Origin of the sequence: Halomonas sp. McD50-4 (assembly GCF_022348135.1) — a bacterium.
In the GTDB taxonomy this organism is placed as follows: Bacteria; Pseudomonadota; Gammaproteobacteria; order Pseudomonadales; family Halomonadaceae; genus Vreelandella; species Vreelandella piezotolerans.
Genome location: NZ_JAKRFG010000002.1, coordinates 246,468 through 273,117, shown reverse-complemented (window position 1 = coordinate 273,117; position 26,650 = coordinate 246,468). Strand labels below are relative to the sequence as shown.

General features: G+C 57.9%; 32 protein-coding genes. 12 read left to right on the top strand and 20 right to left on the bottom strand.

Going from position 1 to position 26,650, the window contains the following annotated elements:
- Positions 1–43: 43 nt before the first annotated feature.
- Positions 44–1,366, bottom strand: a complete 1,323-nt coding sequence (locus MHM85_RS03900; protein ID WP_239285086.1) for a sugar ABC transporter substrate-binding protein — start codon at positions 1,364–1,366, stop codon at positions 44–46.
- A 164-nt stretch (positions 1,367–1,530) separates the two neighbouring features.
- Entirely contained in the window at positions 1,531–2,484 is a 954-nt protein-coding gene (locus tag MHM85_RS03895; protein WP_139525356.1) for a sugar-binding transcriptional regulator, read from the bottom strand.
- A gap of 121 nt (positions 2,485–2,605) precedes the next feature.
- Between MHM85_RS03895 and MHM85_RS03890 the strand changes: the two genes are divergently transcribed.
- Positions 2,606–2,917, top strand: a complete 312-nt coding sequence (locus tag MHM85_RS03890; RefSeq protein ID WP_153842302.1) for a YqfO family protein — start codon at positions 2,606–2,608, stop codon at positions 2,915–2,917.
- Positions 2,918–2,952: 35 nt separating this feature from the next.
- Here MHM85_RS03890 and MHM85_RS03885 read toward each other — a convergent pair whose 3' ends face one another.
- Positions 2,953–3,510 (bottom strand): NUDIX hydrolase, encoded by a 558-nt coding sequence (locus MHM85_RS03885; protein WP_153842301.1) that lies wholly within the window; start codon positions 3,508–3,510, stop codon positions 2,953–2,955.
- A gap of 93 nt (positions 3,511–3,603) precedes the next feature.
- Between MHM85_RS03885 and MHM85_RS03880 the strand changes: the two genes are divergently transcribed.
- The 5 genes from MHM85_RS03880 to MHM85_RS03860 are packed head-to-tail and all read left to right on the top strand — an operon-like array spanning position 3,604 to position 7,154.
- Positions 3,604–4,275 carry a CoA pyrophosphatase gene (locus tag MHM85_RS03880; protein ID WP_153842300.1) on the top strand — a complete coding sequence of 224 codons (672 nt, stop codon included), beginning with the start codon at positions 3,604–3,606 and terminating at the stop codon, positions 4,273–4,275.
- On the top strand, positions 4,272–4,940 hold the full coding sequence (locus MHM85_RS03875; protein ID WP_153842299.1) for a 2OG-Fe(II) oxygenase: 669 nt from the start codon (positions 4,272–4,274) through the stop codon (positions 4,938–4,940). The genes MHM85_RS03880 and MHM85_RS03875 overlap by 4 nt, the downstream gene beginning before the upstream one ends.
- Positions 4,941–4,960: 20 nt before the next feature.
- Positions 4,961–5,848, top strand: coding sequence for a PAS domain S-box protein (locus MHM85_RS03870; RefSeq protein ID WP_239285084.1), 888 nt, complete (start codon positions 4,961–4,963; stop codon positions 5,846–5,848).
- A complete protein-coding gene (locus tag MHM85_RS03865) occupies positions 5,845–6,489 on the top strand; it encodes an ATP-binding protein (RefSeq protein WP_239285082.1) in 645 nt (214 codons plus the stop codon). Before MHM85_RS03870 ends, MHM85_RS03865 begins: the two co-directional genes overlap by 4 nt.
- Entirely contained in the window at positions 6,489–7,154 is a 666-nt protein-coding gene (locus MHM85_RS03860) for a response regulator (RefSeq protein ID WP_153842297.1), read from the top strand. The genes MHM85_RS03865 and MHM85_RS03860 overlap by 1 nt, the downstream gene beginning before the upstream one ends.
- A gap of 7 nt (positions 7,155–7,161) precedes the next feature.
- On the opposite strand, the gene MHM85_RS03855 is transcribed toward MHM85_RS03860, so the two are convergent.
- Positions 7,162–8,043 carry a L,D-transpeptidase family protein gene (locus MHM85_RS03855; protein ID WP_231125533.1) on the bottom strand — a complete coding sequence of 294 codons (882 nt, stop codon included), beginning with the start codon at positions 8,041–8,043 and terminating at the stop codon, positions 7,162–7,164.
- A 371-nt stretch (positions 8,044–8,414) separates the two neighbouring features.
- On the opposite strand from MHM85_RS03855, the gene MHM85_RS03850 reads away from it, so the two are divergent.
- A complete protein-coding gene (locus MHM85_RS03850) occupies positions 8,415–8,894 on the top strand; it encodes a PRC-barrel domain-containing protein (RefSeq protein ID WP_153842296.1) in 480 nt (159 codons plus the stop codon).
- Positions 8,895–9,030: 136 nt separating this feature from the next.
- Here MHM85_RS03850 and MHM85_RS03845 read toward each other — a convergent pair whose 3' ends face one another.
- Complete coding sequence (locus MHM85_RS03845; RefSeq protein WP_044627904.1) at positions 9,031–9,453, bottom strand: OsmC family protein; 423 nt, start codon at positions 9,451–9,453, stop codon at positions 9,031–9,033.
- Positions 9,454–9,694: 241 nt separating this feature from the next.
- Here MHM85_RS03845 and MHM85_RS03840 point away from each other — a divergent pair, with 241 nt between their 5' ends.
- Positions 9,695–10,600, top strand: a complete 906-nt coding sequence (locus tag MHM85_RS03840; protein ID WP_139525347.1) for a DMT family transporter — start codon at positions 9,695–9,697, stop codon at positions 10,598–10,600.
- Here MHM85_RS03840 and MHM85_RS03835 read toward each other — a convergent pair.
- From MHM85_RS03835 to MHM85_RS03810, 6 genes are all read right to left on the bottom strand, one after another.
- On the bottom strand, positions 10,560–11,396 hold the full coding sequence (locus MHM85_RS03835; RefSeq protein WP_153842295.1) for an MOSC N-terminal beta barrel domain-containing protein: 837 nt from the start codon (positions 11,394–11,396) through the stop codon (positions 10,560–10,562). The genes MHM85_RS03840 and MHM85_RS03835 overlap by 41 nt on opposite strands.
- 88 nt (positions 11,397–11,484) lie before the next feature.
- The gene (gntR, locus tag MHM85_RS03830; RefSeq protein WP_153842294.1) at positions 11,485–12,480 is read right to left on the bottom strand and encodes a gluconate operon transcriptional repressor GntR; all 996 of its coding nucleotides are present in this window, start codon (positions 12,478–12,480) and stop codon (positions 11,485–11,487) included.
- A 79-nt stretch (positions 12,481–12,559) separates the two neighbouring features.
- Positions 12,560–13,060, bottom strand: a complete 501-nt coding sequence (locus MHM85_RS03825) for a gluconokinase (RefSeq protein ID WP_153842461.1) — start codon at positions 13,058–13,060, stop codon at positions 12,560–12,562.
- A 57-nt stretch (positions 13,061–13,117) separates the two neighbouring features.
- A complete protein-coding gene (locus MHM85_RS03820; RefSeq protein WP_139525344.1) occupies positions 13,118–14,398 on the bottom strand; it encodes a TRAP transporter large permease in 1,281 nt (426 codons plus the stop codon).
- A 5-nt stretch (positions 14,399–14,403) separates the two neighbouring features.
- Entirely contained in the window at positions 14,404–15,030 is a 627-nt protein-coding gene (locus MHM85_RS03815) for a TRAP transporter small permease (RefSeq protein WP_139525343.1), read from the bottom strand.
- 71 nt (positions 15,031–15,101) lie between these two features.
- Positions 15,102–16,175 carry a TRAP transporter substrate-binding protein gene (locus MHM85_RS03810; RefSeq protein ID WP_153842293.1) on the bottom strand — a complete coding sequence of 358 codons (1,074 nt, stop codon included), beginning with the start codon at positions 16,173–16,175 and terminating at the stop codon, positions 15,102–15,104.
- 308 nt (positions 16,176–16,483) lie between these two features.
- Between MHM85_RS03810 and MHM85_RS03805 the strand changes: the two genes are divergently transcribed.
- The 4 genes from MHM85_RS03805 to MHM85_RS03790 all read left to right on the top strand — a co-directional run bounded on the left by MHM85_RS03805 (position 16,484) and on the right by MHM85_RS03790 (position 18,850).
- The gene (locus tag MHM85_RS03805) at positions 16,484–16,933 is read left to right on the top strand and encodes a MarR family transcriptional regulator (protein ID WP_139525341.1); all 450 of its coding nucleotides are present in this window, start codon (positions 16,484–16,486) and stop codon (positions 16,931–16,933) included.
- A gap of 127 nt (positions 16,934–17,060) precedes the next feature.
- The gene (locus MHM85_RS03800) at positions 17,061–17,486 is read left to right on the top strand and encodes an organic hydroperoxide resistance protein (RefSeq protein ID WP_153842292.1); all 426 of its coding nucleotides are present in this window, start codon (positions 17,061–17,063) and stop codon (positions 17,484–17,486) included.
- A gap of 249 nt (positions 17,487–17,735) precedes the next feature.
- On the top strand, positions 17,736–18,596 hold the full coding sequence (yghU, locus tag MHM85_RS03795; protein WP_139525339.1) for a glutathione-dependent disulfide-bond oxidoreductase: 861 nt from the start codon (positions 17,736–17,738) through the stop codon (positions 18,594–18,596).
- 23 nt (positions 18,597–18,619) lie between these two features.
- On the top strand, positions 18,620–18,850 hold the full coding sequence (locus MHM85_RS03790) for a DUF2798 domain-containing protein (protein ID WP_139525338.1): 231 nt from the start codon (positions 18,620–18,622) through the stop codon (positions 18,848–18,850).
- Positions 18,851–18,951: 101 nt separating this feature from the next.
- Here MHM85_RS03790 and MHM85_RS03785 read toward each other — a convergent pair whose 3' ends face one another.
- The 9 genes from MHM85_RS03785 to MHM85_RS03745 form a co-directional block, all read right to left on the bottom strand.
- Positions 18,952–21,060: a TonB-dependent siderophore receptor gene (locus tag MHM85_RS03785; RefSeq protein ID WP_219863818.1), complete on the bottom strand. Its 2,109-nt coding sequence runs from the start codon at positions 21,058–21,060 to the stop codon at positions 18,952–18,954.
- Positions 21,061–21,216: 156 nt separating this feature from the next.
- Positions 21,217–21,534 carry a DUF6693 family protein gene (locus MHM85_RS03780; protein ID WP_153842291.1) on the bottom strand — a complete coding sequence of 106 codons (318 nt, stop codon included), beginning with the start codon at positions 21,532–21,534 and terminating at the stop codon, positions 21,217–21,219.
- A gap of 71 nt (positions 21,535–21,605) precedes the next feature.
- The gene (locus tag MHM85_RS03775; protein WP_139525336.1) at positions 21,606–22,145 is read right to left on the bottom strand and encodes a YetF domain-containing protein; all 540 of its coding nucleotides are present in this window, start codon (positions 22,143–22,145) and stop codon (positions 21,606–21,608) included.
- Positions 22,146–22,206: 61 nt separating this feature from the next.
- Complete coding sequence (locus MHM85_RS03770; RefSeq protein ID WP_153842290.1) at positions 22,207–22,527, bottom strand: hypothetical protein; 321 nt, start codon at positions 22,525–22,527, stop codon at positions 22,207–22,209.
- A 54-nt stretch (positions 22,528–22,581) separates the two neighbouring features.
- Positions 22,582–23,520, bottom strand: coding sequence for a lipid A deacylase LpxR family protein (locus MHM85_RS03765; RefSeq protein WP_231125531.1), 939 nt, complete (start codon positions 23,518–23,520; stop codon positions 22,582–22,584).
- Between the two features lie 304 nt (positions 23,521–23,824).
- On the bottom strand, positions 23,825–24,364 hold the full coding sequence (locus tag MHM85_RS03760) for a YaeQ family protein (protein WP_153842458.1): 540 nt from the start codon (positions 24,362–24,364) through the stop codon (positions 23,825–23,827).
- A gap of 46 nt (positions 24,365–24,410) precedes the next feature.
- On the bottom strand, positions 24,411–25,118 hold the full coding sequence (locus MHM85_RS03755; protein ID WP_153842289.1) for a glutathione S-transferase family protein: 708 nt from the start codon (positions 25,116–25,118) through the stop codon (positions 24,411–24,413).
- 37 nt (positions 25,119–25,155) lie between these two features.
- Positions 25,156–25,773, bottom strand: coding sequence for a LysE family translocator (locus tag MHM85_RS03750; protein WP_153842288.1), 618 nt, complete (start codon positions 25,771–25,773; stop codon positions 25,156–25,158).
- Between the two features lie 100 nt (positions 25,774–25,873).
- Positions 25,874–26,647, bottom strand: coding sequence for an enoyl-CoA hydratase-related protein (locus MHM85_RS03745; protein WP_139525333.1), 774 nt, complete (start codon positions 26,645–26,647; stop codon positions 25,874–25,876).
- Positions 26,648–26,650: the final 3 nt, after the last annotated feature.

Sequence of the window (26,650 nt, the reverse complement as noted above, 5' to 3'; positions counted from 1 at the left end):
ACCAGCAACGCCTGCCCAGGGCCGGGCAGGCGCGGGAGTGCCTTTAACGTTCGATATAGCCCGCCCGTTGCATGGTGCGTTCGGTGGCGCGTTGGGCGCTATCCAGCGCCTGTTCAACCGATGTATCGAGGGTAAGTGCCGCAGCAATGGTCTGGCCAACCTGCGTCCCAATCGACTGGAACTCGGGGATACCGACGAACTGCACGCCCACATAGGGGTTCGGCTCAAGGGTGGCATCGGTGGGGTCGGCTTCTTGAATGGCGTTCAGTACGAAGCCAGCAAACGGCGCGGCGGAGGTGTACTGCTCGTTAGCATAGGTAGACTCGCGGGTGCCAGGCGGTACGCTGGTCCAACCGTTGGTGTCACCGACTAGCTCGATGTACTCCTGGGATGTGGCCCAAGTGATGAACGCCTGCGCAGCCTCTTTATGCTCAGAGGAGGCTGGGATGGCGAGCGCCCAGGACCACAGCCAGTGGGAGCCTTTGGGGGTTTCCGCGATGGGCGCGGGTGCAAAGCCCAGCGTGTCGGCTACGTCGGATTCGTTCTCATCATAGAGCTTGCCAGCCGCCGAGGTAGCATCGACCCACATCGCGCAGTTGCCGCGGGAGAAGAGCGCGAGGTTCTCGTTAAAGCCGTTGGAGCTGGCGCCGGGCGGGCCATAGTTGCCAAGCAGATCTACGTAGAACGCAATTGCCTCATTCCAGGCCTCGGAGTTGAGCTCTGGGTTCCACTGCTCATCGAACCAGCGTCCACCGAAGGTGTTTACCAGCGTCGAAACAAAGGCCATGTTCTCGCCCCAGCCCGGCTTACCGCGCAAACAGATACCCGCAAGGCCCTCTTCGCTACCGTGGAGCTGTTCGGCCCAGTCACGCACCTGCGACCAGGTGGGCTGCTCGGGCATCTCGATGCCTGCCTGCTCGAATAGATCGGTGCGGTAATACATCATCGAGCTTTCCGCGTAGAACGGCAGGGCGTGCAGCGTACCATTTAGGCTCAAGCCATCGCGCACCGATGCCAGCAGATCGTCTTCGTTGTAGTCGTCAGCCAGGTCGTCCAGCGGCTCTAGCCAGCCGCGCTCCGCCCAAATGGGCACTTCGTAAGTGCCGATGGTCATGACGTCGAATTGCCCACCGCCGGTGGCAATGTCCGTGGTCATACGCTGACGCAGCACGTTCTCCTCGAGCACCACCCAGTCCAGCGTGATCTCAGGATGCGCTTGTTCAAAGGCGTCGGTCAGGCTCTGCATGATGACCATGTCGTTATTGTTCACCGTCGCGACGGTGATCTCGGTTTGAGCCTGGGCTTGGCCAGCTACCGCAACGGCAGCCGCTAGGGTCGTAACGGGCAAATGACGCGCGAGACGCATACAGCACTCCTCTTGGCAAATATTGGCATTGTTGTTGCCTTGATCTTATTGATCATCAACCGAACAAATGATCGTATGCAGACCAAAAAAAAGCAAAGCCTGCCGCGTTAGACTTTACGCTAATGCATTCAATCGTTTGCATGTTGCAGGCGCGAAGTCGCGCTTCACTCCATTGCCTCCACGATGTGTCGGGCGGCAATCTCATCGGTGACCAACCCTTTCAACCAGCCGCCGCGCAGCGCGGCTAAAATGGCGGGGGCTTTATCCCGGCCACCGGCAATGCCTACCATCAGATGTTTGCCAAAGCGTTCAAGCGGCAGGCTAGTCACGCGCCGGGTGATCGAGCAGTCCACCACCTCGCCACGGCGGTTCAGCGGCCAACCCAACAGCTCCCCCACGGCCTCTCGGCCCAGTAGCTCATCCAGCTCGGTTTCACTGATGAAGTGATCTTGAAACAGCGTGGCTCGACGATCGATGCGCCCAATACCGATAAAGGCGGCTTCCGACTCCCGCGCCACGTCGGCAATCGCTTTGAACAAACGCTGCGAGAGCATGGCCTCTTTTTCCGCCAGTGACGCCGCGACGACCGGAGCGGGAAGCAAAAAACGCTCTCCGCCGGTTTTATCCGCCAGCACCATCACGGCGTCGTAGCGGTTGGCGGAACCATCACGCGCCACGTTGCCCACCAGTGAGACAAAACGATGCTGCGGCCGCTCCACGCGGCTCAACGCTTCCACCGCGGCGCGCACCGAACGTCCAGTTCCCAGCGACAGCGTTAACGGCTCGCTGCGCTCCACCAGACGGGCAATGCGCTCTGCCCCTGCTACGGCCAAGTAGTAGGCCGCACTCTCAGGGGCCTGGGTGTCTGCTGGCACCACGTCGCAGTAGGTCAGTTGAAAACGCTCACGCAGCGTGCTGCCGAGCGCCATACAGGTCGAGATGGGGTGGTCGATATGCACTTTCACCAACCCCTCTTGGCGCGCCAGGGCCAGTAAACGCTGAACACCGGGGCGTGAGACGCCAAGTTGGCTGGCAATCTCGTCCTGGGTCATGCCACCGACATAGGACATCCAGGCAGCTCTCGCCGCCTGATCCAGTTTTACTTCGAACTTATCCATGACTGGGCTCGCCGCCTTGTCGTTAAAAAAACCTCATCATACAAAGCCTTCGCCAAGACCAGTAGTGTCCGATCCGCTAACATGGGCAGCGACGTCTTATTCCCGATGCACAGAGGTGGCCATGTATAAACTTGCGTTTTTCGTTCCCATTGAAAATGCCGATAGCGTCAAACGCGCCGTCTTCGAGGCGGGTGCCGGTCGCATTGGCGACTACGAGCATGTCTGCTTTCACTCCCGCGGCACCGGTCAGTTTCGACCGATGGCGGGCGCCGAACCGCATATTGGACAGGTCGGCACGCTGGAAACGGTCGACGAGTTCAAAATCGAGATGGTGTGCGACGACGAGCATATCCGCGCCGCCATTGCTGCGCTCAAGCTGGCTCACCCCTATGAAGAAGTGGCCTACGATGTGTGGCAGCTCGCCGACCTGTAAGCGCATGGACTAGACGAATGCGCGAAGCGAACGATCTAGGCGCTGCCGAAGTAGCGCTCGCGATCCTCGGGCGTGATCTTACTGATATGCAGCGGAAATATGGCGCTTTCACGGTCAGCATAATAGTGACGCAGCGTCCGCTCGATGGTGGGAAACGCCAGCGCGTCCCAGGGAATCTCGTGCTCCTCGAAGAGCGCCACTTCGAGGCTCTCCGGCCCTGCGTCGAAGCTCCCCACCAAGTCGGCACGAAAAATCATATAGACTTGGTTGATATGCGGCAGGTCGATCAGCGTGTATAGGTCCCCAAGGGCGACCTCGGCAAACGCCTCCTCCCAGGTTTCTCGCATGGCGGCCTGCTGGGTAGTTTCGGCGTTTTCCATGTACCCCGCCGGTAGCGTCCAGTACCCTTTTCGAGGCGATATCGCCCGCTTGCAAAGCAGTACTTTGGAGCCACTGATCGGCAGCGTACCCGCCACGATGCGTGGGTTCTGATAGTGGATCGTGCCACAGCCGTCGCACAGGTAGCGGGGGCGATCGTCGCCTTCGGGAACGGCAAACCGGACTTTCTCACCACACTGACTACAAAAGTTCATCGCGTTTTCTCTACGGCTGGTGGGTCGGGGCATCAACGTGCTTGACGATGATCACCGTGGCTGGGTAAAAGAGAGCAAAGTAAAGAGACGCCTATGTTAGAGAAACTGCGCAAACGGCTGCAACAGCATACCCCTCAACGGCTAGACCACATAGCGCTGCCGGAGGCGGCCGTGCTCATGCCCATCGTCGAGCGTCCTGCTCCTACCCTGCTGTTCACACGCCGGGCCAGCCACTTGACGACCCACCGAGGTCAGGTCGCTTTTCCAGGCGGCAAACGCGAACCGGACGATGCCGACCTATACGCCACCGCCTTGAGAGAAGCAGAAGAAGAGATTGCGCTGGCGCCTGGCCAAGTGCAACCGCTCGGGCGACTGTCGGATGTGATTTCGCTTCACGGCATTCGCGTGACGCCTTGGGTCGGTCTGATTCCGCCAGACCTGCCGCTGGTCGCCGACCCTGGCGAGCTGGACGCCATCTTCGAGGTCCCGCTCAGCCACTTTTTAGACGACCAGCGCACCCATACCGATGTGATCACCGTCGATGGCGTCGCGCACTATGTGCCCAGCTATCACGTCGATGGTCACGTCATTTGGGGATTATCTGCCATGATGTTGGTGGAGCTGTTGGCCGAGGGTTTTGGAATGGAGATTGACCTTTATCAGCGCCCGCCCGGCGCCCTACGCCACTACCCTGAACGCCGTACCCCCACTAGCCGTCGCTCGGCTACGACCAAGCGCGACCCCGCTACGAGATCAACGAAATGATTGCAACGCCTGACATGGATACGCCAGCCCTCACGCCCCAGGCCCACTTGGCGCTCGTAGACGCACTGGTGGAACAGGGTTGGTACGTCGGTAAAGGCGTGATCGACCCAGCGCTTTGCCAATCACTGCACCGGGAAATCCATCTCTTGGCCGAGCGTGACGCGCTGGATGAGGCGGGCATTGGGCGAGGCCAACAGCACCACCTGCGTAAAGACATCCGCGGCGACGCCATCCACTGGCTCGATCGCGAAAGCGACGCCCAGCGCCGCTATCTGGATGCCATGGCAGAGCTGCAGCAGTCGCTGAATCAAGCGCTGTTTTTGGGTCTGTTCGAGTACGAAGCCCACTTTGCCCACTACCCTGCCGGTGCCTTCTACCAGCGCCACCTGGACAGCTTTCGCGGGCGGGCCAACCGAGTGATTTCCACCGTCGGCTACTTGAACCCCAACTGGCCGAGCGACGGCGGTGGCGAAATGGTGATTTACCACCCCGATGACCCCACTCTGGAAGTGGCCCGGGTAGTACCCGAAGCTGGCACCTTTGCCTGCTTTTTATCGGAAACCATTCCCCATGAAGTGCTCCCCACCCGCCAGCCCCGCGCCAGCATTGCAGGTTGGTTCCGTCGCAACGCCTCCATGGGTGGCGTGTTAGACCCTGCCCGCTAAACGATGAGCGAGACGAGCCCGTGAGTGCTGAAAGAGAGGCTATCCTAGCGGCAAAAGTGGCGACCCTGGAAGCTCGCAACGCCGCACTCGAAGAGGAGAAGTGCCACTATCAGTGGCTGGCCGAGAGTACGACGGATCTCATTTCACGCCACGCCCGAGACGGCACGTTTCTGTACGCGTCCCAAGCCGCTCGGGAGCTGCTAGGCTATGAGCCGGATGAACTTATCGGCGTCTCTGCGTATCAGCTGTTTCACCCAGCAGATTTGAGCGACCTGCTCAACAAGTCGCCGCGGGTGTACTATCACGATGGCTTCTATCAGCAAACCTATCGGTTTCGTGCCAAGGCAGGCCACTACGTATGGTTCGAAACCACCAGCCGTACCCGGCGAGACACTCACACCGGTGAGCTGATCGATATTTTGTGCGTCTCCCGCGACGTCGGCCGACGTATCGAAGCAGAAGCCACCCGCGAGCGCTTGGCCCAAGTCGTCGAATCCACTACTGACTACGTGCTGTTTTTAGGGCCGGACCAGCAAGTATTCAGTGCCAACGAAGCCGCCCGCCGCTGCTTTGCCCTACCCGCGGCGTCGCCTACGGCGCTAAGCGCGCTGTATCAAGCCGAGTCGCTGCGCTTGCTCATCGAGGTGGTGTTTCCAGCCGTCGAACGCTACGGCTCCTGGAGCGGGGAATTGGAGATGTGCACCGAGAACGGCAGCGTGCCGGTGCTCAGCGTGGTACTGGCCCATCGCAGCCGGGGGGCCACACCCGGCCACTACGCCTTGGTGAATCGTGATATCAGCGCCCGCAAAGCCGCTGACGCCCAGGCGCGACGCCATCAGGAGCAGATTGCTCACGCCAACCGACTGGCCGCGGCGGGGGAACTGGCTCCAATATCGCCCACGAATTGAACCAGCCTCTCGGCGCGATTGCCAACTATACCAGCGGCGCGTTGCTAAAGTGCCAGCAGCAACCCACGCCCCTCGCCAGCGAGCTTCAACTACCTCTAGAGCGCATCGACGAGCAGGTACAGCGCCTCGCTCAGCGGCTGCGGCATCTGCGCAGCTTCGTCCGAAAGCGTAGCCATCAAGTACGCCCACTGGTGTTGGCTGACGTAGTGACGGCCGCCTGCGGGCTCTGCGACTGGCAGTACCAACAGGCAGCGGTGGGTCTAACGGTAGAGCTTCCCGCTGTGCTGCCGCGGATCTACGGCGACGCGATTGCCTTGGAACAGGTCATCGTCAATTTATTGCTGAATGCGCTGACTGCCAGCCGTCGAGTGGTTGATGCCAAAACAGTGCGCGTCAGCGCACGGCGAAGCGGCCAGCGACAAATCATGCTAAGCGTGGAGGACGAAGGGCCGGGGGTCGACCCGAGGCATCAGCCCATGATTTTTGACGCTTTTTTTACCACCCGTGATGAAGGGCTTGGCATGGGGCTAGCCATTAGCCGTACACTGGTGGAAAGTATGGGGGGCGCGCTTGCTTTGCGTGCCGACAGCGCTAAAGGTGCCTGTTTTGACGTATTTCTACGCACGGAGACCGACGTTTGATGCCCTCGGCTAACGCGCCTACGACTGCCTCTTCGCCTAAGGCTAGCGCCATCGCGGTGGTCGATGACGACGACGCGCTTCGGGAATCGCTGGTGTGGCTATTGGAATCGGTAGGGCTCACCCCCCGCGCTTTCGCCAGCGGTGACGCCTTTTTAACCACGGGGCACGAAGCCTTTGGCGCGCTACTGCTGGACGTGCGCATGCCGGGTATGAGTGGTCTTCAGGTGCAACAACAGCTCGTTGACCAGGGCAGCCGCCTGCCCCTCATCATGATGACCGGTCACGGCGACGTTCCCATGGCGGTGGCAGCATTGAAGAACGGCGCATTCGACTTTATCGAGAAGCCCTTCAATCATCAGCAGCTCATCGATGTAGTGCAGCAAGCGCTCAGCCATACCGAACAGCAGCGTCAACAGACCCAGGCACTGGCACGATTACAAACAGAGTTCGACGCCCTGCGCCCCAAAGAGCAGCGCATCGTGCAGCATGTTGCAGAGGGCATGACCAGCCGTGAAATCGCCGATCACATGGGCATCAGCGCCAAAACCGTCGAGGTCTATCGGCTGCGTGCCATGAAAGCGATGGGGGCAGCCAACGTGGCTGCCTTAGTGCGTCAGGCGGTAGCGCTCTCGTTGGTCCCCGCGTTGCCGCCTGATGTCGACTGATCGTTGGTTAGCTAAGTGGCACGATCTGGCCGTTGGCGTCTTCCAAGACGCGGCTCACCTGCTCGTAGTTCGCGCGACCTTCACCTTCATGCGCTTCGATCAGGCTCACTACATTCAATAGCGTCTCCATACCAAACGCCTGCTCATCGGTCGCCGTGAACGCCTGAATGTAGGCGTCGCCTCCGACGTCCCATCCCAACTTGATCGGCGCATCGATGATGTTCACTTGGGTGCCCACCGGCACACGCCAGAAGACTGACTCGATATCCTCGGGGTGCATGCGAATACAGCCGCGGCTGGCGCGCATACCAATCCCGTCAGGTTGATTGGTGCCATGAATCAGATAACCGGGAATATCCAACAAAATGGCATATTGACCCAGCGGGTTATCCGGTCCAGGCGGTACGACCGCAGGCGGCGGGTCACCACGCTCGGCGGCCTCGCGGCGGATCGACTCAGGCGGGTACCATGCCGGATTTTCCAAGCGCATGGTGGTTTCGGTGATACCCAACGGCGTATTGTAGGCATCGCGGCCAATGCCGATGGGATAGGTTTCGACACGGGGAGCATGGCCATCTTCGGCCTCGGGGTAGTAGTACATGCGCAGCTCGGCAACGTTGATCACGATACCAGTGCGAGGCTCGTCAGGAAGGATGAACTGCCCCGGAATGGTGACCTCGGTGCCTTCGCCAGGCACCCACAGACTCACGTCCGGGTTAGCCATGCGGATCTCTTCGTAGCCCACGTTATGCGCTCGGGCAATATCCAGCAGCGTGTCCTCTTCACTCGCAGTGACGGTATACACTTCGCCCACCATATTGCCCGACTCGGGCAGTAAAAAATGGCCTTTCGGCAGCTCAGTATCGTTGGCGATCGCGCTGGCTGTCATCAGCCAAGCGCCTAATGCCACAACACCGCCAGCCAAGCGCTGTTTCAATGGCTGAAACAGCCATGAAGGGTCTGTCAGGGTCATTGGAAAATCTCTCTCTATGTCGCTATCGCTCTACGGCGATCTTGATGACGATGAAAATGAATATGCACAGCCACAGGCAGCGGGTCAATTCGCCAGACTGTCGCAGCCGTTTAACCTTTATCTAGCATTTTATTGATATTGATTAAGAGTTTGACACAGCGATTGCAAAGAACGTCTCAGCACCTACCTTGAGAAGTGTCCTTGCACAGCGAGGTGCAGGGCAACTTCGGACAAAGAGGTGCCACGCACAGTGAGACCTCTTCATCACCACGCAAGGAGCAATCACCATGAAACCGACCTTTCTGACTACCCTCATCCTTCCCGCGCTGATGGCTACGGCAGGCATCGCTCAGGCCAATGAGGGCGGCAATGGTATGGAAGCGTCTTACCTGACCCATGCCCCAGACAACACTTTTCACTCTGACTCGCTTACGGGTAACCAAGTGCGCAGCCGTGTCGAAAACGACGAAGACATTGGTACCATCAACGATTTGATCATCGATGAAGACGGCAAAATCAACGCCGTGGTCGTTGGTGTCGGCGGTTTTCTAGGGATGGGCGAAAAGAACGTCGCCATCGAATGGGACTCCCTGGAACTGACGAAGGGCGAAGATAACGAAGAGTACGTCATCTCCGTCAACGCCTCTGAAGAAGCCCTTCAGGAAGCCCAGGAGTACGAGCGCAACGATGATCTTCGCACCGAGCGCGACACCGAGATGAACAATAGCGAAGACAACGCTAACGAGATGCGCGACACACAGAGCTAAGCGGTACTTTAACGAGTACATAGCAGCCATTGCTCGCAAAAAGGGCCTTGCCATTCGGCAAGGCCCTTCTCGTATGTGAGTGGCAACAACGGTATACAACACGCTGCCAAGCGCTGCCCTAAGGCAGCGCCAGATATTAGCCTTTCAACTTGGCAGACATCGTGATATCGGCCTTGAGGACTTTAGATACTGGGCAGTTGGCCTTGGCGGTTTCGGCGGCCTCCTGAAAAGCAGCGTCGTCGGCACCGCTCACGCTGGCTTCCACGTCCAGGTGAATGCTGGAGATATCGAAACCGGCATCGCTTTGCGACAGCGTGACTTTTGCCTGGGTATCGATGGCGTCGGCGGTGTAGCCTTTCTCACCCAGGATCATCGATAGGGCCATCGAGAAACAGCTGGCATGTGCGGCGCCGATCAACTCTTCTGGGTTGGTGCCGGGCTCGCCTTCGAAACGCTGTTTGAAGGAGTAACCTGCATCCAGTACGCCGCTTTCCGTGGCGACTTTGCCTTGGCCATCTTTCAAACCACCTTCCCAATGTGCGCTTGCTTTACTATCCATTCTGTTCTCCTTTCCTAGGGTAGTGTGCTTCTCGCAGGATGAACGCAGGGTTACGTTCGGTGCTCATTCAGCGTAGCTGATTCTTAGCAGCGATTCTATGTGGCTGTCGAAACCTCTAAACCCCGACGATAAAACTGCTGGCGCTTCACTGCGGACAATAAAAAGGATTCGCTGGCGGTGGCTTTGTCGTTAAGCTGTTCATCTCTTTAAAAAGACCGACATACCACGGTAAGGACACTCCATGTCATCGGCCGATACGCTGCGCTTGCTACTGCTCTCTTCGTTATGGGGATTGTCGTTCATCTTTATGCGCGTCGCGGCGCCCGAGTTCGGCCCGATACCGCTGGTGTTGGTACGAATGGGCATTGGCGCTCTGCTGCTACTGCCGCTGCTGCTGAGCCTGCACTACGTGCGTCTGATTTGGCAGCATAAGGGGCCGCTGCTGCTGCTCGGGGTAGTCAACCACGTGCTGCCTTTTTCGCTACTGGCCCTGGCCACTACTCGGCTAGAGGCAGGCTTTACCTCGCTCATCAATGCAACGACCCCCATTTTCACTGCCCTGCTGGGCGCCGCCTTCTTTGCGACCCCTGTGCAACGCCAGCAGTACTTGGGATTGGCGCTCGCGCTGTTGGGGGTGTACGTGCTCTCGGCAGACAGACTGGACTTCGCACTCGGCGGCGACGGCTGGTTCATCATCGCGATCCTCGGCGCCACGTTCTGCTACGGCATCGCGGGCAACTATTCCAAAACGCGCCTGGGCCATTTGCCTACGCGGGTGCTTGCCGCGGGCAGCAGTGCCATGTCGGCCCTGGTGCTACTGATTCCCGGCGTGCTGCTGTGGCCAAGCGACCCCATCAGCCCCTTGGCGTGGGGCAACGCGCTGGCGTTGGCCATGCTCAGCACGACACTGGCGTTCTTGCTCTACTTTGGTTTACTGGCAAGCGCGGGCGCAACGGCAGCCTCGACGGTCACCTTCTTAGTCCCCGTTAGCGCCCTGCTGTGGGGCTATTGGCTACTGGATGAAACGCTGAGTCTACAGGTCATTGCGGGGATGGTGATTACCCTACTGGGCACTGCCATTGCCACGAAAATGCTACGTTTTAGGCCTAGCGGGGCGTTACGGAGACCGCCTCCCCCACACGAATGACGCTACCTTCCCCCGCCGTCAACGTGGCGTTTTGGCCAAAGTGCGCGCCCTTCAAGTGGGGTTGGGTATTCAGTGCCAGCAGCGTTTTCAGTGGCTCGGCTTGAGTAGGAATCGTGCCGGTCTGCTGGTCGACGGTGGTGATTTTGCAGCGCTGGCAGGGTTTACGCAGGGTGAGCTGATAGCTGCCGTTCTCGATCGTCGCCCAACCATCCTCTTGCCAGGCCTCGTCGCAATCCACCACGATATTGGGCCGAAACCGATTCATGGGCACCGGTGTATTGCCGCCCGCCACCAGCGCGTTGTTCAACGCATCCAGCGAACCGGTAGTGGTGATCAAAAAGGGATAACCATCGGCAAAGTAGGTGTGCGCCTCGCCACCGGCCAGAAAATCGTCTTCCACCGCCCGTGTAAAGGTAGTGGCGAAACGCACCAGACTCACACCCTTGGCCGACTCACCCAATGCCGCCTCTAGCCACTCGGACACCGCCTCGCTCTCCGGCAGCGCTTTGCAGTGATCACTCCACACCGATACCAGCCGCAAGTTGCCCTTGGGCTCTTCCAGTGAAATGGAAATCGGCTCGACGGTGGGGTGAGAGAGCACCAGGGCATCGGAGGTCAACGCCACGGTGATCGTGGCCAGCGCAGGTAGCTGGCGCTGGGTGACGAAGCGTTGCTGGGCATCCACCAGCATCCAACGGCGATCCCAAGCGAGGCCGTGGGCATGAATCTCGCTCTGGGTCACATCGATCCCCCGAAGGGATTTCACTGGATAAACCGTCAATTGGGTAATGTTCACAGCGGCCTCGTACGCCTAGGGCATGGCAAAATGAACCGTTAGCCTAACGAGGTTCTGATGCACCGCCAAACGATTTTTGGTCGCGCCGCTATAGCGTGTCGCCTGCTTCGATGCGGTATCCCAAATCCACGACTCTCTGCGCCAACGTCTCACCACGAATGCGCGCCAACAACGCTTGGGCGGCCGCCTCACCGATGGCTTGGCGGGGCGTCACGACGCTGGCCAAGCGGGGTGACATCGCTTGGCCCACGTCGTGCCCATGAAAGCCGGCAATCGCCATCCTTGCGGGCACGTCGACGCCCTGACGCCGACACTCGAAATAAGCCCCTACGGCTACGTCGTCGTTGGTACAAAAAATGCCGTCTGCTTCTGGGTAGTCGCGCTGAATTTCCTGCATCAGCGCGGCCCCGACGGTATAGGAGGAGCGCTGGCTGCTCTGCAGGGTCACCGGCGTGAGCCCCTGCTCTTCCATGGCTTGGCGATACCCCTGCTCCCGTTGCCGGGTACGCTCATCGAGCCGAACGGCGAGGTAGATCACCTGACGACGACCGCGGCGAATCATCTCGCTGACCATGTCGTAAGCGGCGCGTACATTGTCGTAGCCTACTGCCTGCTGCAGGGGCGGGCGGTGGGTATCCATGATCTCGACGATGGGAATACCCGCCGTTTCCAGCATGCGTAGACTGCGCGGCGTGTGATCATGGTCAGAGAGAATCACCCCATCTACGTTATACGACAGTAGCGAGGCAAGGCTGCGCTCCTCGAGCTCCTGACTATAGCCGTAGTGGGAGAGCATCAAGTGATAGCCTGCCGGTTCGGTATGGGCTTCGATCCCCACGATGACGTCGGCAAATACTTGGTTGGTCAACGAGGGGACCAGTACGCCTATCGAGTGACTGGTCGCGCGGGAGAGCAGATCCGGGGCACGATTGGGTATATAACCAAGCTGCTCGGCGATGCCGAAGATGCGCTCTCGAAGCCCTTCCGATACCGTTTCCGGGTCGCGTAAACAGCGGCTAACGGTCATCTTGGTGGCACCAACGCGATCAGCAATATCTTGTAATGTAGGGCGTTTTTTCTTCAATGGCGTCGCTGCCTTGTACAATGGATGGCGCTCGAACCCTACCATAGCGAATAGCAGGGCCCGCCGCCTATCCCTTCCTTTAGCCTAATGAGCGGCGCGGCGTGGGCGCGAGCGTAGCGCTAAAACGTTCCACGATCACCGCAGGCGTTAAGCTGATGGGGAGCGTCACGGCTTCGTCTACCTGGGGCGGCTCCAAGTCGGCCAATTGGCTGGCCAACATGTTATCGCCTTTGAAAAAGTGCCCGGCTCGGGTTTCCAAGCGCTTCCGCAGTAGCTCGTGGGTGCCTTCCAGGTACAAAATTCGCAGTTCGCTATCCCCTTTTCGCAAGCGGTCGCGGTAGCGCCGCTTGAGACCAGAGCAGGCAATCACCACCGATTCGCCTCGCGCTTTGAACTCAGCAAACAGCATGGCCAGAGTTGCCAACCAGTCGCGGCGGTCATCGTCGTTTAGCGGTGTGCCGCTGGCCATTTTGGCCACGTTAGCGGGCGAGTGATGATCATCGCCATCGATGAAGGTGGCACCTAGCGTCGCAGCCAACTGCTGACCAATATGCGATTTTCCCGATCCAGAAACCCCCATGACGAGAATGCGATATGAGCCGTTATGATTTGAATCAGTCGTCACACGCGGCTCCTATCAGTTACCGCGCACGGCGGTGAGGTCGGGCAACCAAGTCACGATGCTTGGAAAGGCGATGAGCAGCACCAGCACCACAAGCAGCGCGGCATAGTAAGGCAACATGGCCTTGACCAAAGACTCCATGGAGACTTTACCCACGCCACAGCCCACGTAAAGACAGGTGCCCACCGGCGGCGTGAGTAGCCCAATTCCCAGAATGAAGGCCATGAGCACGCCAAAGTAAGCGGCATCCACACCCACCGAGGTGACGATAGGTGCCAGCATCGGCGCCATGATGACCATGGCCGGGGTCAGATCCATCACGAAACCGACGATCAGAAGCAGGGCCGCCACGATCAGCAGCAGCAAAAAAGGCTCTTCAGTAATCGCCTGTACCTGACGTACCAGGGTTTGCGGGACCATATTGATGGTCAAGAACCAGGCAATCACGGTGGCAAAGGCCAACAGCATCATCACCATACCGGAGAGCCTGGCGGTACGAATCAGCATGCCGACCAGTTCTGAGAGTTTGAACTCACGATACACCAGCAGCGAAATTGCCAGCGAGTAAAGCAGTGCAGCGACCGCCGCTTCGGTGGCCGTAAACACACCGCCAATGATGCCGCCAATCACGATGACCGGTAGCACCAGGGCCAGCCAAGCGTCTTTGAAGGCTTTCCAGAGCACGTCCCAGCGAAATTGCCGCACCCCGCCACCCTGCTTGCTGGCCAGAATGAAGGTGGTGACCATCAAGGCCGCACCGATGAGTAACCCCGGAACGATACCGGAGATGAACAGGCGGCTAATGGACGTTTCCGTTACGATGCCGTACAGAATCAGTGGAATGGAAGGAGGAATGATGATCCCGATCACCGATGAAACGGTATTGATCGCCGTGGCGTTGGCAGCGGTGTAGCCCTGCTGCTTCATCGAGGGAATCATCATCGAGCCAGTGGCCGCTGTATCGGCCACTGCCGAGCCGCTGATGCCGCCAAAGAACATCGAGCCAGTGATGGCCACTTGCCCCAAGCCACCGCGCATGAAGCCGACCAGCGCACCGGCTAACTCCATCAAACGGCGCGCGATGCCGCCGTTACTCATGACCTCGCCGACCAAAATAAAGAACGGAATGGCCAGTAGCGGGAAGCTATTCACCCCACGGATGGACTGCTCGATCAGGATGGAGAGCGGAATATCCGATAGGACGGCCATCACCAGCGCCGCGACTCCCAAACCAAAAGCGATAGGTAAGCCGATGATGATCGAGACCAATAAAATAGCCAGAAAAATCCACAGCATGTCGATTACTCCCCTTGCGCTTTGGTCGATGGGTCGTGTGGTTGAACGATCACGCGTATGCTCATCCATACCCGCCACAGTGACACGGCGGCAATGAAGGCAACGCATAGCACGAGGGAAAGACTCACAAGGCTGAGCGGCACGCCCATGATGGCGGAGCGACCGCTGGAGCGTGACAAGACTTGATAACCACCAAACACCATCACTAGCATCAAACCCGTAATGATCAGGTGCTGCAGGCAGTAGAGCATGTGTGCGAAGCGCAGCGGCAGACGCCGCACCAGCGCATCCACAGCAATATGTTCATAGCGGGCGAACGCGGCCGCCGCACCAATGAAGACCAGCCAAATGAACAGCATGCGCGCCAGCTCATCGACCCAGGGGAGCGAGTGGTTGAACAGCGAGCGGCCCACCACGTTGCTCGACACCGCGACGATCAACGCCACCAAGATCATGCCAATCAGATATTCCATACCCAGCGTTAACCAGCGAAACAGCGCAGGGCCCTGGCGCGTGTCGGTATCGATTTCCAGCAGCTTGCGATTGGGATCGTCCAGGTAAACCGAAGGATCTTCCATGATGGGCGCTGCCAAAGAGGGATCAGCGTTGGGAGGTGTTGAGGAGGATGTCATAAGAACTCCAAGGGCACTGACAAGTCGGGCAGGCACAATGGCCTGCCCGATGGCGCGCTTAATGGTGCGTATTAGTTGCTGGCATCTTCAACGATCTGTTGAATTTCAGCGATCAGATCTTCGCCAATGCGCGGTGCCCACTCTTCATAAACGGGCTGCACGGCGTCTTGGAACGCGGCCAGTTGCTCATCGCTCAGGCGAGTGATTTGCATACCGCGGGCTTCTAACTGCTCACGGGACCAGTCGTCATACTCAGCAGAGAGCTGAATTTCGTACTCGGCGGATTGACGCGCGGCTTCAAGCACCAGCTCTTGGTACTCGGGTGCCATACGGTCCCAGGTACGCTCGGACAACATCATGATGAACGGTGTATAAACGTGACGAGTTTCGGTGCCGTAATCCTGAACTTCGTTGAAGTTGGATGTCAGGATGGTGCTCCAGGGATTTTCCTGGCCATCGACCACGCCCTGCTCTAGGGCAGAGAACAGCTCGCCAAACGCCATCGGCGTGGGGTTAGCACCTAATGCTTCCCAAATCGCCAAGTGCACCGGATTCTGCATGGTGCGCACGCTCAAACCGCGAACGTCCAAACCGGCGACGTCTTCCGGCGATTCGACCGGACGCGCGCTGTTGGAGAGCTGACGGTAGCCATTCTCAGAGAACGTCAATGCTTTCAGGCCGGTACCCTCGAACTTATCCAGCATTTCCTGCGCTACGTCACTCTGCATGACGGCAATGGCGGCTTCACGGCTGGGCAGCAGGAACGGCAGATCAAAAGCAGACAGCTCTTCAACGTAGCCAGTGGTGGCTGAGCTGGAGGGATAGGTCATGTCTAGCGTGCCGGTCTGCAGCATTTCCATCATCTGAACATCGTCGCCCAACTGGCTGTTGGGGAACACGTTGACCGTGATACGGCCTTCGGTGCGCTGCTCTAGAATCTCGCCAAAGTATTGGCTAGAGAGAAACTGCGGGGACGTTTCCGACAAACCAATACCCATACGAAGCGTGTGGCTACCGTGGTCGGCGACGATATCCCCTTCGATGGCGGGCGGATCGGAAAGCTCGGGACTTTGGGCATGAGCCATACCAAAGGTCAGAGTCGTTGCGCCTACCAGAGTAAGCGTGCTGCGCCAAATCGCTGTCATGACGTTATCTCCAAACATTCATTGTTGTTAAATGTTGAGCAGTGGTGTACTGAGATGCTGAGCGTTTATCTGCCACCCGAGCGAGCCGCGTCTTCATTCGCTTTATCGAATAACGCGTCAATATGAATGCTGCGGCTAATCGACGGGTTACGCCTTTTTTGTTACCGGTAACATTCAATAAGCGAAGGCTAGCGATCGCTTGGCGGGGTGTCAAAACAAAACTGCTCACTTACGACCAACGTCTAGGGATAGCCACTCATCGTTTGGCGCGCTACATTACCCACTATGCATTTCGTCTGGGAGTCCACATGCCTGCGTTAGACCCTTGCAGCGAACTTGAGCTCGATCACCAGCTCTGTTTCGCCCTCTATTCAACGTCGTTGACGATGACCAAAATCTATAAACCACTTTTGAAAGAGCTAGGGCTGACCTACCCGCAATACCTCGCCATGCTCGTGCTATGGCAAGAAGATGGCATTACCGTTGGCGCGCTGAGTAAGCGACTGCTGACGGACCCTGGCTCACTCACTCCACTGCTCAAACGCTTGGAGGCGGACCAGCTACTGCGCCGCCAGCGCAGCGTGCAAGATGAGCGCGTCGTCGAGCTCTTTCTCACCGACAAAGGCCGGGCGCTGCGCGAACAGGCTCGCCACATCCCTAGCTGCGTAGTGAATGCCAGTGAGAAATCGGTCGAGGCCCTGACGCAGCTCAAAGAGGACTTAGTACAGCTGCGTGAGAGTTTGCAAAAAGCAAAATGACGACCCGCTTTTTCAATGGGAAACGTTTTTCCGCTCAATTATATTGCGCGCAAAACAAAGCTGGACTAAATTAAAACAGATCATTATCCCAGCATGACCCACTTAACGACCAAAAAAGGAGACGTCTATGTCGATTGAAACGATTGCTTATCGTGCACATGCTCACGCCAAGGGTGGCCGTGAAGGCCATGCCAAGTCCTCCGATGGCGCGCTGGATGTCAAACTGAGCACCCCCAAAGAGCTGGGTGGCGCAGGTGGCGACGGCACCAACCCAGAGCAGCTGTTTGCGGCAGGCTACTCCGCTTGCTTTCTAGGCGCGCTGAAGCACGTGGCCAGCCAAGAAAAAGTCAAACTGCCCACAGATACTCAGATCGATGGTAGCGTAGGCATTGGCGCTATCCCCACGGGGTTTGGGATCGAAGTAGAGCTAAAAATCAGCTTGCCGGGTCTTGAGAAGGACGTTGCGCGGGCACTGGTCGATAAAGCGCATATCGTTTGCCCCTACTCCAATGCCACTCGTGGCAACATCGATGTCACGCTGACACTGGTGTAAAGCCGCTCTCTTTGCCGCCTTGCCAATCGGCAAGGCGGCGACACTGCATCTGCTCTGCGCTTTCTTTTACCCTTGCGGGTCATCCAGACAGCTCCTACCGTCAGTCCCCCTATACGCCCTGTATATTTTTATTTGACGAACACGCGAACTACCCTTGTACCCAGGTTTTACGTCCCCATTAAAAAGACACAACTTAGCAAGCTAGGCAATTGGTACTGCACTTATCACCTGTTCAACAGCGAGGCTATTATGAGCGATACGACCTACACGCCACCGCGGGTTTGGAAGTGGGAGCCGGGCAACGGCGGCAAGTTTGCCAATATCAACCGCCCGGTGGCAGGCGCGACCCACGAAAAGCCGCTACCCGTTGGTAAGCACCCCCTACAGCTCTATTCGTTGGCGACACCTAACGGCGTCAAAGTGACGGTCATGCTCGAAGAGCTGCTTGAAAAAGGCGTCACCGCCGCCGAATACGATGCGCATCTGATTCAAATCGGCGAAGGCGATCAGTTTGGTAGTGGCTTCGTCGAGGTGAATCCCAATTCGAAGATCCCGGCGCTGATGGATCACAGCGTGACCCCACCCCAGCGCGTGTTCGAATCAGGGGCCATCTTGTTGTACCTCGCGGAGAAATACGGAGAGTTCCTGCCGACAGACCCCGCCAAGCGCACCGAGTGTCTCTCTTGGCTGTTCTGGCAAATGGGCAGCGCACCGATGCTGGGCGGCGGCTTTGGACACTTCTACGCCTACGCACCAGAGAAGTACCAATATCCGATCGACCGCTACACCATGGAAGTCAAACGTCAGCTAGACGTGCTGGATCGTCACTTGGCCGACAACCGCTTCATGGCGGGCGATGAATACACGATTGCCGACATGGCAATTCACCCTTGGTACGGCGCGCTGGTTAAGAACCGCGTATACGAGGCGGCCGAGTTCCTAGAAGCGCATACGTACACCAACGTATTGCGCTGGACGGAAGAGATAGATGCCCGCCCCGCAGTACAGCGAGGCCGTATGGTGAACCGCACCTGGGGCGAGCCCAGCGAGCAGCTTCACGAGCGCCATGACGCCAGCGATTTTACTGAAAAAACCGAAGACAAGCGTTGATTCGCGTATTTAGGAAACGCACGATGTTCGATCCGAAATACGCCCAGCTGATATTTTCATGCCTGATGGCGCTATTCATGTCATGCATCATGTCGCTGGTGATTACGTTGTATAACGTGGGCCTCGTCGAGGGAATCGTGATGATTTGGCTCAAAGCGTGGCTGTTTGCCTTTGCCGTCGCGCTGCCGGTCATCAATCTAGTCTCCCCTATCGTGCGGCGTTTAGTGAAGCTGCTGATCAAGCGGCCACACTAACCGTGGCATCACGTCGAGTTCCAAAAAACAACGGGGCCTGCGATGAGCAGGCCCCGTTGTGTATGTGACGTTTCGCCAACGCGCGTCACGCATCGTTTACCTTAAAACTGATAGCGTACGTTGGCCGTGACGCTGCGGCGGTCGCCGTAGCCACAGTCGCCGCCGTCATAACGGCACCAGGAGACGTACTCTTCATCGGTGGCATTTTTCAGGTCCACCGAGAAGTCCCACTCGCCCATAGTGTAACCGACCATTGCATCGTATAGCGTGCTAGAGGGCACCACCGGCGCACCGCCAGAGCCGACGTTGTCACCGACATAGCGCACGCCAGCGCCAATACGCCAGTTACTGCCAACGTACAGGCGGTTCCACCAGGAAGCCTGCTCTTCGGCTACGTAGGGTAACCGCGTGCCGGTACTATCGTTGCTAGCGTTCAAGTTAGTGTAGGCCACCTGGGTCTCAAACTGCTGCCAGCGCTTGTTGACCTGTAGTTCCCAGCCATCGACCACGGCACCTAGCTGTTCGACACCGCCGGGGGTAACGCCGTCGCTAATACGGTTTTGCTGCGTAATATCGAAATAGGCAGCGCTAATGGCCAACGATTGATCAGGAGAGACGTACTTGAAACCAACCTCTTCTTGGTCACCGGTCGTGGGTTTCAACGGACTCGGATTGGCCGTCCCGTCGGTACCCAGGTTCATGGCAAACGCTTCCGAATAGCTCACGTAAGGCGAGAAACCGTTATCGAAACGGTACATCAACCCCACGCGGCCCGTGGTTTCGCCCTCATCGCTGACGGTATCCGGCCCAGACAGCGCCAGCGTCCGGTTCTCCGCCCAGTCACGACGCAGGCCAGCAGACACCACCACCGGCCCTACCTCGATATGGTCGGCTACGTAGATGCCGACCTGCTCGATTTCATTATCCGGACGATCGGTGGGGTTCAATGAATCTAACTGCAAGTTGCCATATTGGGGGTTGTAGACGTTGAACTGACCACCACCACCGGGCACCGAACTATAGTTATCCTGCGACCAGCGGGCGTCCTGACGGTCGACACCCGCAATGAGCGTGTGCTGGGTGTTACCGAGTTCGAACGAGCCTTCCAGACGAGCATCCATATTGAGAATACGCGTTTGGGCATCCGCCGTAAAAATGGTGCGACTGACATTGCCATCCGCATCGGGAATACTGGGAATGTCGACCCAGTGCTCGCGGGTCTCGGTACTGGAGTCGGTATAGCGCGCGGTGGCGGCAAACGCCCAGTCATCGTTGAGCTGATGATCGACGAACAGCGTGGTTTCGGTTTTTTCGCGGTCATAACGATCCCAACCAGGCTCTCCGACGAAGCGTTCCGAGCCAATGAAGCCGAGTGACCCTGGTTCCAAGGTGCCTACTTGGGGAAGAAACTGTGCCGACACCTGCCCCTTGTTCTCCTGACGATTGAACAGCAGCGTGATATGGGTGTCATCGCTGGGGCGCCAGGTAAATGAAGGCGCAAACAAATAGCCATCATCTTCGACGTGATCGACCTGGGTATCGCTATCGCGGGTCAACGCGACGAGCCGATACAGAAACTCACCATCCTCATCAGCGGCCCCCGTCACGTCCATTGCGAGCTGCTTGCGGTCATAAGAGCCATACTGGGCCCATATTTCACCGCTGCGCTCCTCTTGCGGCAGCTTCGAGACACCGTTGATGATACCGCCCAGATCCGCTTGACCGTACAGCATGGAAGAGGGACCGCGTAGCACCTCTACGCTTTCTAGAGCGTATACATTGGTGCGAACCGTATTGTAAGAACCGTATACTTGACGCAGGCCATCCAAATAGCGACCGGCATCCAGCCCGCGCACTTTGGCGCTGTCGCCACGGGTGTCGAAGCCAAAGTTGCCCGCATAGACGCCGGGAGTATAAAGCAGTGCATCCTGAATGTTTTTAGCACCGCTATCCTGAATGAACTCCTGGTCGATGACGGACATGGAGTAAGGCTGCTCGGCCAGGGGAACATCCAACTTGCCTACGCCAGGTTCGCGCTCGGCGTCGCTATAACCAAAGCGGCCTGCAGCGTCTGCAGTCACTTCCACTGTTTCTAAATTGACGCTATCAGACGCATTGTCTTGTGCATTGGCTGCCGATACCGAAGCAGCAGACGCAAGGGCGACCGCAACGCCAAGTGACCGCAGTCGAAAGCTAGGTGTGGTTTTCATCATGTAGATCCCGGAGCGAATATTAATATTAATGATAGTAATTTTTATTCACGCAAATATAGGGAGTTGTACATGGGTTGTCAATGACACACACTCCCCTGCCGATGCTCGGCAGAGGGAGTGTCGTGGCGCTGTTGGGAAGTACAACCGGAGAGATTACTGCAGGCGAGCGTTATTCAGGGCGTAGTTCCACACCCGGTAAAAGTAGAAAATATAACCAAGTCCCAAGGTGAGAAACGAGATCACCATCCATAGAATGATATGCCCCAAATTACTGAAAATATTGATATCGCACACCATTCTCCGCTCGATGCCCGTCGTGTTATCGATCACACGGGTGCGATTGATCACGAAGCGAGCAAACGAATAAGGAAAGAAAAACAGCGCGATGCCAAAGGTAATCAGGGTCAATACCACCCAAATCAACAAATGGCCGATGATGTCCAAAATCGAAAGATCCGCTTTTACGTTCACGGGTTGCCCTTGCACGGTAATAGAAAGAGGGAGCGCAGCGTACCATCGTCGAAGCTCGCCGTGAACGATGACTATCGCTCCCAGCCTTCACACCTAGCCCCTCGCACGCCAGCCAGACTGGACTCATCTGCTCGGCGACTACGCTTCACCACACTCAGCGAGCCATCGGTCTCCAGCACGACCGCCTGGGCAGCGTCGAGGCTGGCTAACCCGCTACTGCGCACGGCAGAGCGAACTTCATCGCGTGTTACCCTCGCCCTGTAGAGCGCGTCGAGCAACAGCTCGCCCTCGTACAGCAGTAAGAGCGGCTCACCGGTGACTACCCGTTTGACCCAGCTCACGCGCACGCTTAGCCACGTAATTATGAACTGTAGAGAAATCAGTAACCCCAACGCCAGCGCCCCTTCGGCCAGCGCCACGTCTTTGGACAACAGTACCGTGGCCAGCGTCGACCCCAACGCCACTGTCACAATCAGATCGAAGGCGTTCATTTTGGAAAGCGTACGGTTGCCTGACAAGCGTAAAAATACGATCAGCACCGCGTAGGCAAGCACGCCTACGATCAGCGTGCGACCTAAACTTTCCCAACTGCTAAAAAAAACCATCTCCATATGTCACTACTCCTAAGTGAAGACATCTATCTCTTCCACTGCTCAGGGTAGCAACCGTGGGTTAGGAGCGCGACGCCCACCACTGGGCGTAGGAGCTATTGTGAGGCGCAAGGCCACCCTCATCAGGCGCGCCATCTTCCCACCATACGGGCCCGCGCTCCCCTAACGCTTCTTTCGCTGCTTGTACCGCTTGACGCGCTTGGCGCAGCGCATGTTCATCTTCCTGTTGCTGAGCGCTGCGTACCGCCCGACGCGCTTTCATCAGCGCTTTGATATGGAGGCGCTTCTCCCCTTCCGAGAGGCGCGGGTCGGTGCAACGCCAAAGCCGATTCTTGGCAACGAAATAGCGGCCATCTGGCGTGTGAGGATACTGATTGGCCATCGCCCTCCCCCTATTAGCCCCTAAAGCCGCGCCCACCGGCTATCGATGAAGGTCTTAAAAGCGTCTGGTGAGTGTTAGTGCGCCAAATTTATCCTGCTCGTCTTGCCCATCGAATTCTCGGGTCCGCTGAACGGCCGCGTAGGTCACCTGCCACGCATCCCAGGCCAGTGCCAACCCGGCAGACGCCTCGGCCACCCATTCGTTGCGATCGACCGAGTGGCTGTTGCGGAAAGTGTTGCCATCGAGCGTCAGGTTTTGCGCCATGTAGTACCCTTCCACGTTCGCAAACAGGTACCACTGCCACCCGCGGGTGCCCTCGAGCTGATGGCGGCTGCCAGGATTGGGCGTTAGCGTCGGCACTCCCTGCGCATCGTCCCCCCAACGCACGCTATAACCCGCGCTGGCGTAGGTATACAAATTACCCAGCGCCGCGCCAACGCTTGGCCCATGAGAAAACTGCTTGCCGGCCAATGGCGCATCATGCCACCACTGGCGGCGCATGGTCAGGTTGAGGATGGCCTCGTCACCCAGCTGGTTACGCCAACCGCGCGGACGGTCGCTGTCGGTCACGCGGTGCACTTCGCGCTGAATACTGTCTGCCAGTGATGAAGGCCCCACCAAACCAACGTCTAGATGCAGATCCGTCGCCTGCTGCCAGCGGCCTACCGCTTTATCCTCGTAAAGCGACACGCCCCCGTACACTAACCCCGCATAGGGGCGGTCGTCTTCGATCAAGTCGCGGCGCTCGATCACATTGGGAGTGTAAATTTGATGTACCAAGCGATACGAGGCGCGATCCGCTTCGCCAATCAGGCTATCGGGTAACGCCACAGCCAAACGCTGGGTCCAGCTTTGCGGCTCGGGGGTAAACATCCAGTTCAGCTCGAAACCGCTGGTAAAGTGACCATCATCACTGCTGGCAAACCCATCGTTTTCGAACTTGATGGACAGCGCACTGTCGTCGGCGGGCGCCACGGCGGGCAGCAGGGTCATAGGCAGCACCAGCGGCAGGATGGCTTTACGGAGACCTCCTGCGTAGCGCTTTTTCTGATGAACAGGGGCGTTACCACGGGCAACGCGGGAACATAGAACAGAGGGCATCATGGCTCATTCCTTGAGTTGAGTGCTGAAGCAGGTAGTCAGGGACACAGGGGAACAACAAACATTGCTGATTGTATGTAATTACACAATTAGATAGCAAGCTACATTGCTTTGTCGCATCCACCGTGCCCAAAAGAAGTCCCTTTCATGGCGGGCAGACCCACCGCCCGACCATCAAAACTTAGCACAAGATGCTTCAACGCTCCCGCAATAGCCACTGCGGGGTGATCTCATGCTGGCCATTTTCATCGGTGATGAACAGCGAACCGTCGCTAACCATGACGGCCCAATTAATCGCACGGGGAAGATCTGCAGCAACGGTGGCCAGCGCCTCTTGCGGCAACCCTGCGACGTGAACATTTTTCAGTGAGGCAACGGCCGGTAGCACCTTACTCTCCCAGATATCGACGCGGCCATACGCCAGCAGGGACACCCGCTCAGCGCGGCGCGAGCACCAGATCAAACGCTCGGCGTCGGGTAGACCGACCTCGATCCAGTGCAGCACTCGGCCATCCAGGCTTTTTTCCCATAAGGCGGGTTCGTCGACATCCGATAACCCACGTCCAAATGCCAGCGATTCGCTGTACCATAGGACATAAGCAATCAGCCGAGCGCATAAACGTTCTTCCGTTTCGGAGGGGTGGCGAGCCACCGTAAAGCGCAGCGTTTCGAAAACGCTGCGGTCCAGGTCGGTCAGGTTAACGTCGACTTTATAAGGGGTAGCGCTCAGCGCCATGGCGAAGGTCTCGTTCGAAAAAGAAGTGGCGCGCAGTGTAGCGGATTTATGGCTCTCCTGCGGCGCTGCGTTCATCGCTAATGAGCGTGGCGTTTTTCACCGTTTCCTCTTCATGCATCGGCTCGCGCCACGTCTCTTTTAAGGCAGCCTCGTACCACTCCTGCATGGCGGGTAGTGCCAATAGGCGCTTTACATAGGCAAGTGAGGCATCGCTTAGCGGCAGGTTGAAGGTTTGTATCCGAAACGCAACAGGGGCGTAAAACGCATCCACCGCAGTAAAGTGCTCGCCTGCCAGAAACGGGCCGCCAAAATGCTCGAGCCCTTCTTGCCACAGCGCATCCAACCGGGCCAAATTACTTTTCAGCCCTGGAGAGAGCGCGTTCATTGTCACGCGAACGCCGCAGTTCATGGAGCATTCATCCCGCAGCGCGCCAAAGCCACTGTGCATCTCAGCACTGGCAGAGCGTGCCCACGCCCGCGCAGCACGTGCCCGAGGCCATACGTTGGAGTGTGTTTCCGCCACATACTCCACAATCGCCAGCGAGTCCCATACGGCCACACTGTGCTCGCTATCCACTAGGCATGGCACCAAGCCAGACGGTGAAAAGCGCTTGAACGTCGCGAGGCTCTCCCCAAAGCCACCCTCGAAAGGCATCAAGTGCTCGTTAAAGGGGATCTCCAGCGCCTTCAGCAACACCCAAGGGCGCAGCGACCAGGAAGAGTAGTTCTTGTTAGCGATATATAGGTCTAACATGCTGCGCTCCTTACGTTGAACATAACAATGAATGGCCCTACCGTGCCGCCTGGACCAGCGTATTCCCTCCGAGTCCCATCAACACACCGCCTCCCATTCGCTGAATCAGCTTGGAAGAGCCGTGAGACGTTTGCAGACATGCACGCAGTGGGCTGGCTAACAGCACTACCACCACATCCGCTGATGAGAACAAAACGTTGGTAGCAATGCCTAACCAAAGGAGCTGCCATGCCACCGGCATGGCGCTGTCGGGCTGCACAAATTGCGGCAAAAAGGCCACAAAGAAGAGCGCCGTTTTAGGGTTCAGTACCTCCACTAAAAAGCTATCGCGCAGTACCCGTCTGGTGGTCGCGAGCGGCAGCTCCTCAGCGTTCGTCCGGATACCTTGTTGCCATAAGCGCACCCCCATCCAAAGTAAATAAATGCCACCGATGACCTTCATCGCAAGATAGGCAGGCGGAATGGCGGCGAACAGTAGAGCCAAACCAAAAGCGGCAGCCACCACATGCACGTAGCAGCCTAAATGCACGCCAGTCACCGCCAACCAGCCTGCGCGCCGACCGCGTCCCAGCGTTTGCGCAGCGGTGTACAACATCGCCGGTCCGGGTAAATAGGCAAACCCCAGCGCGGCGAGAAGAAAGGCAACCCACTCCATCGCGATGACTCCGGCTTATCAAAAAATCGTAAGCCTGAGAATAAAATAAGGGATGACGCAAACGCCACCCCTTAAATGAACCAAACACGAAAAAGAAAACTTAGAAGTTGGGTTTGCGCTTCTCGACAAAGGCGCTCATGCCCTCTTTCTGCTCTTGGCCTGCAAAGCAGAAGGCGAATAGGCTGGTTTCCAGGGCCAGGGCGCTATCGAGATCCTGGTCCATGCCGTCGTGGACGGCTTGTTTGGCACCGCGGACCGACTGCGGGCCGTTGCCCTTCAGCTGCTTGGTGAGCTCTTCGACATAGCTCTCAAGCTCGGCCTGGGGCATCACGCGGTTCACGAGGCCAATGCGCAGCGCTTCCTGGGCATCGATTTTGCGCCCGGTGGTAACCAGATCGATCGCCATGGCGGGGCCGACACGACGCGGCAGACGCTGGGTGCCGCCAAAGCCAGGAATGACGCCTAACAAGACTTCCGGCTGGCCGAAGACGGCGTTGTCGCTGGCGACGGCCCAGTCACAGGCCAGCGCCAGTTCGCAGCCGCCGCCAAGGCAAAACCCGTTGACCAGCGCGACCACCGGCACGGGCAGCGTTTCAAGACGCTTGATGGTACGCAGCGCTTGGCTGGCAAAGGCGCGGGCCTCTTCGGGAGTTTTATCACGCATTTCGGTGATATCGGCTCCGGCTACAAAGGATTTTTCTCCAGCACCGGTAATCAACACCGCCCGCAGGCTGGGGTGCGCTTCGAGTTCGACCAAATGCGCTTCCAAGGCGCTGAGCACGTCGCTGTTCAACGCGTTCAAGGCTTTGGGGCGATTGATGGTCAGGCGCACCACGCCGTCGTTATCAACCTTCTCGATCACTGCGTCGCTCATAGT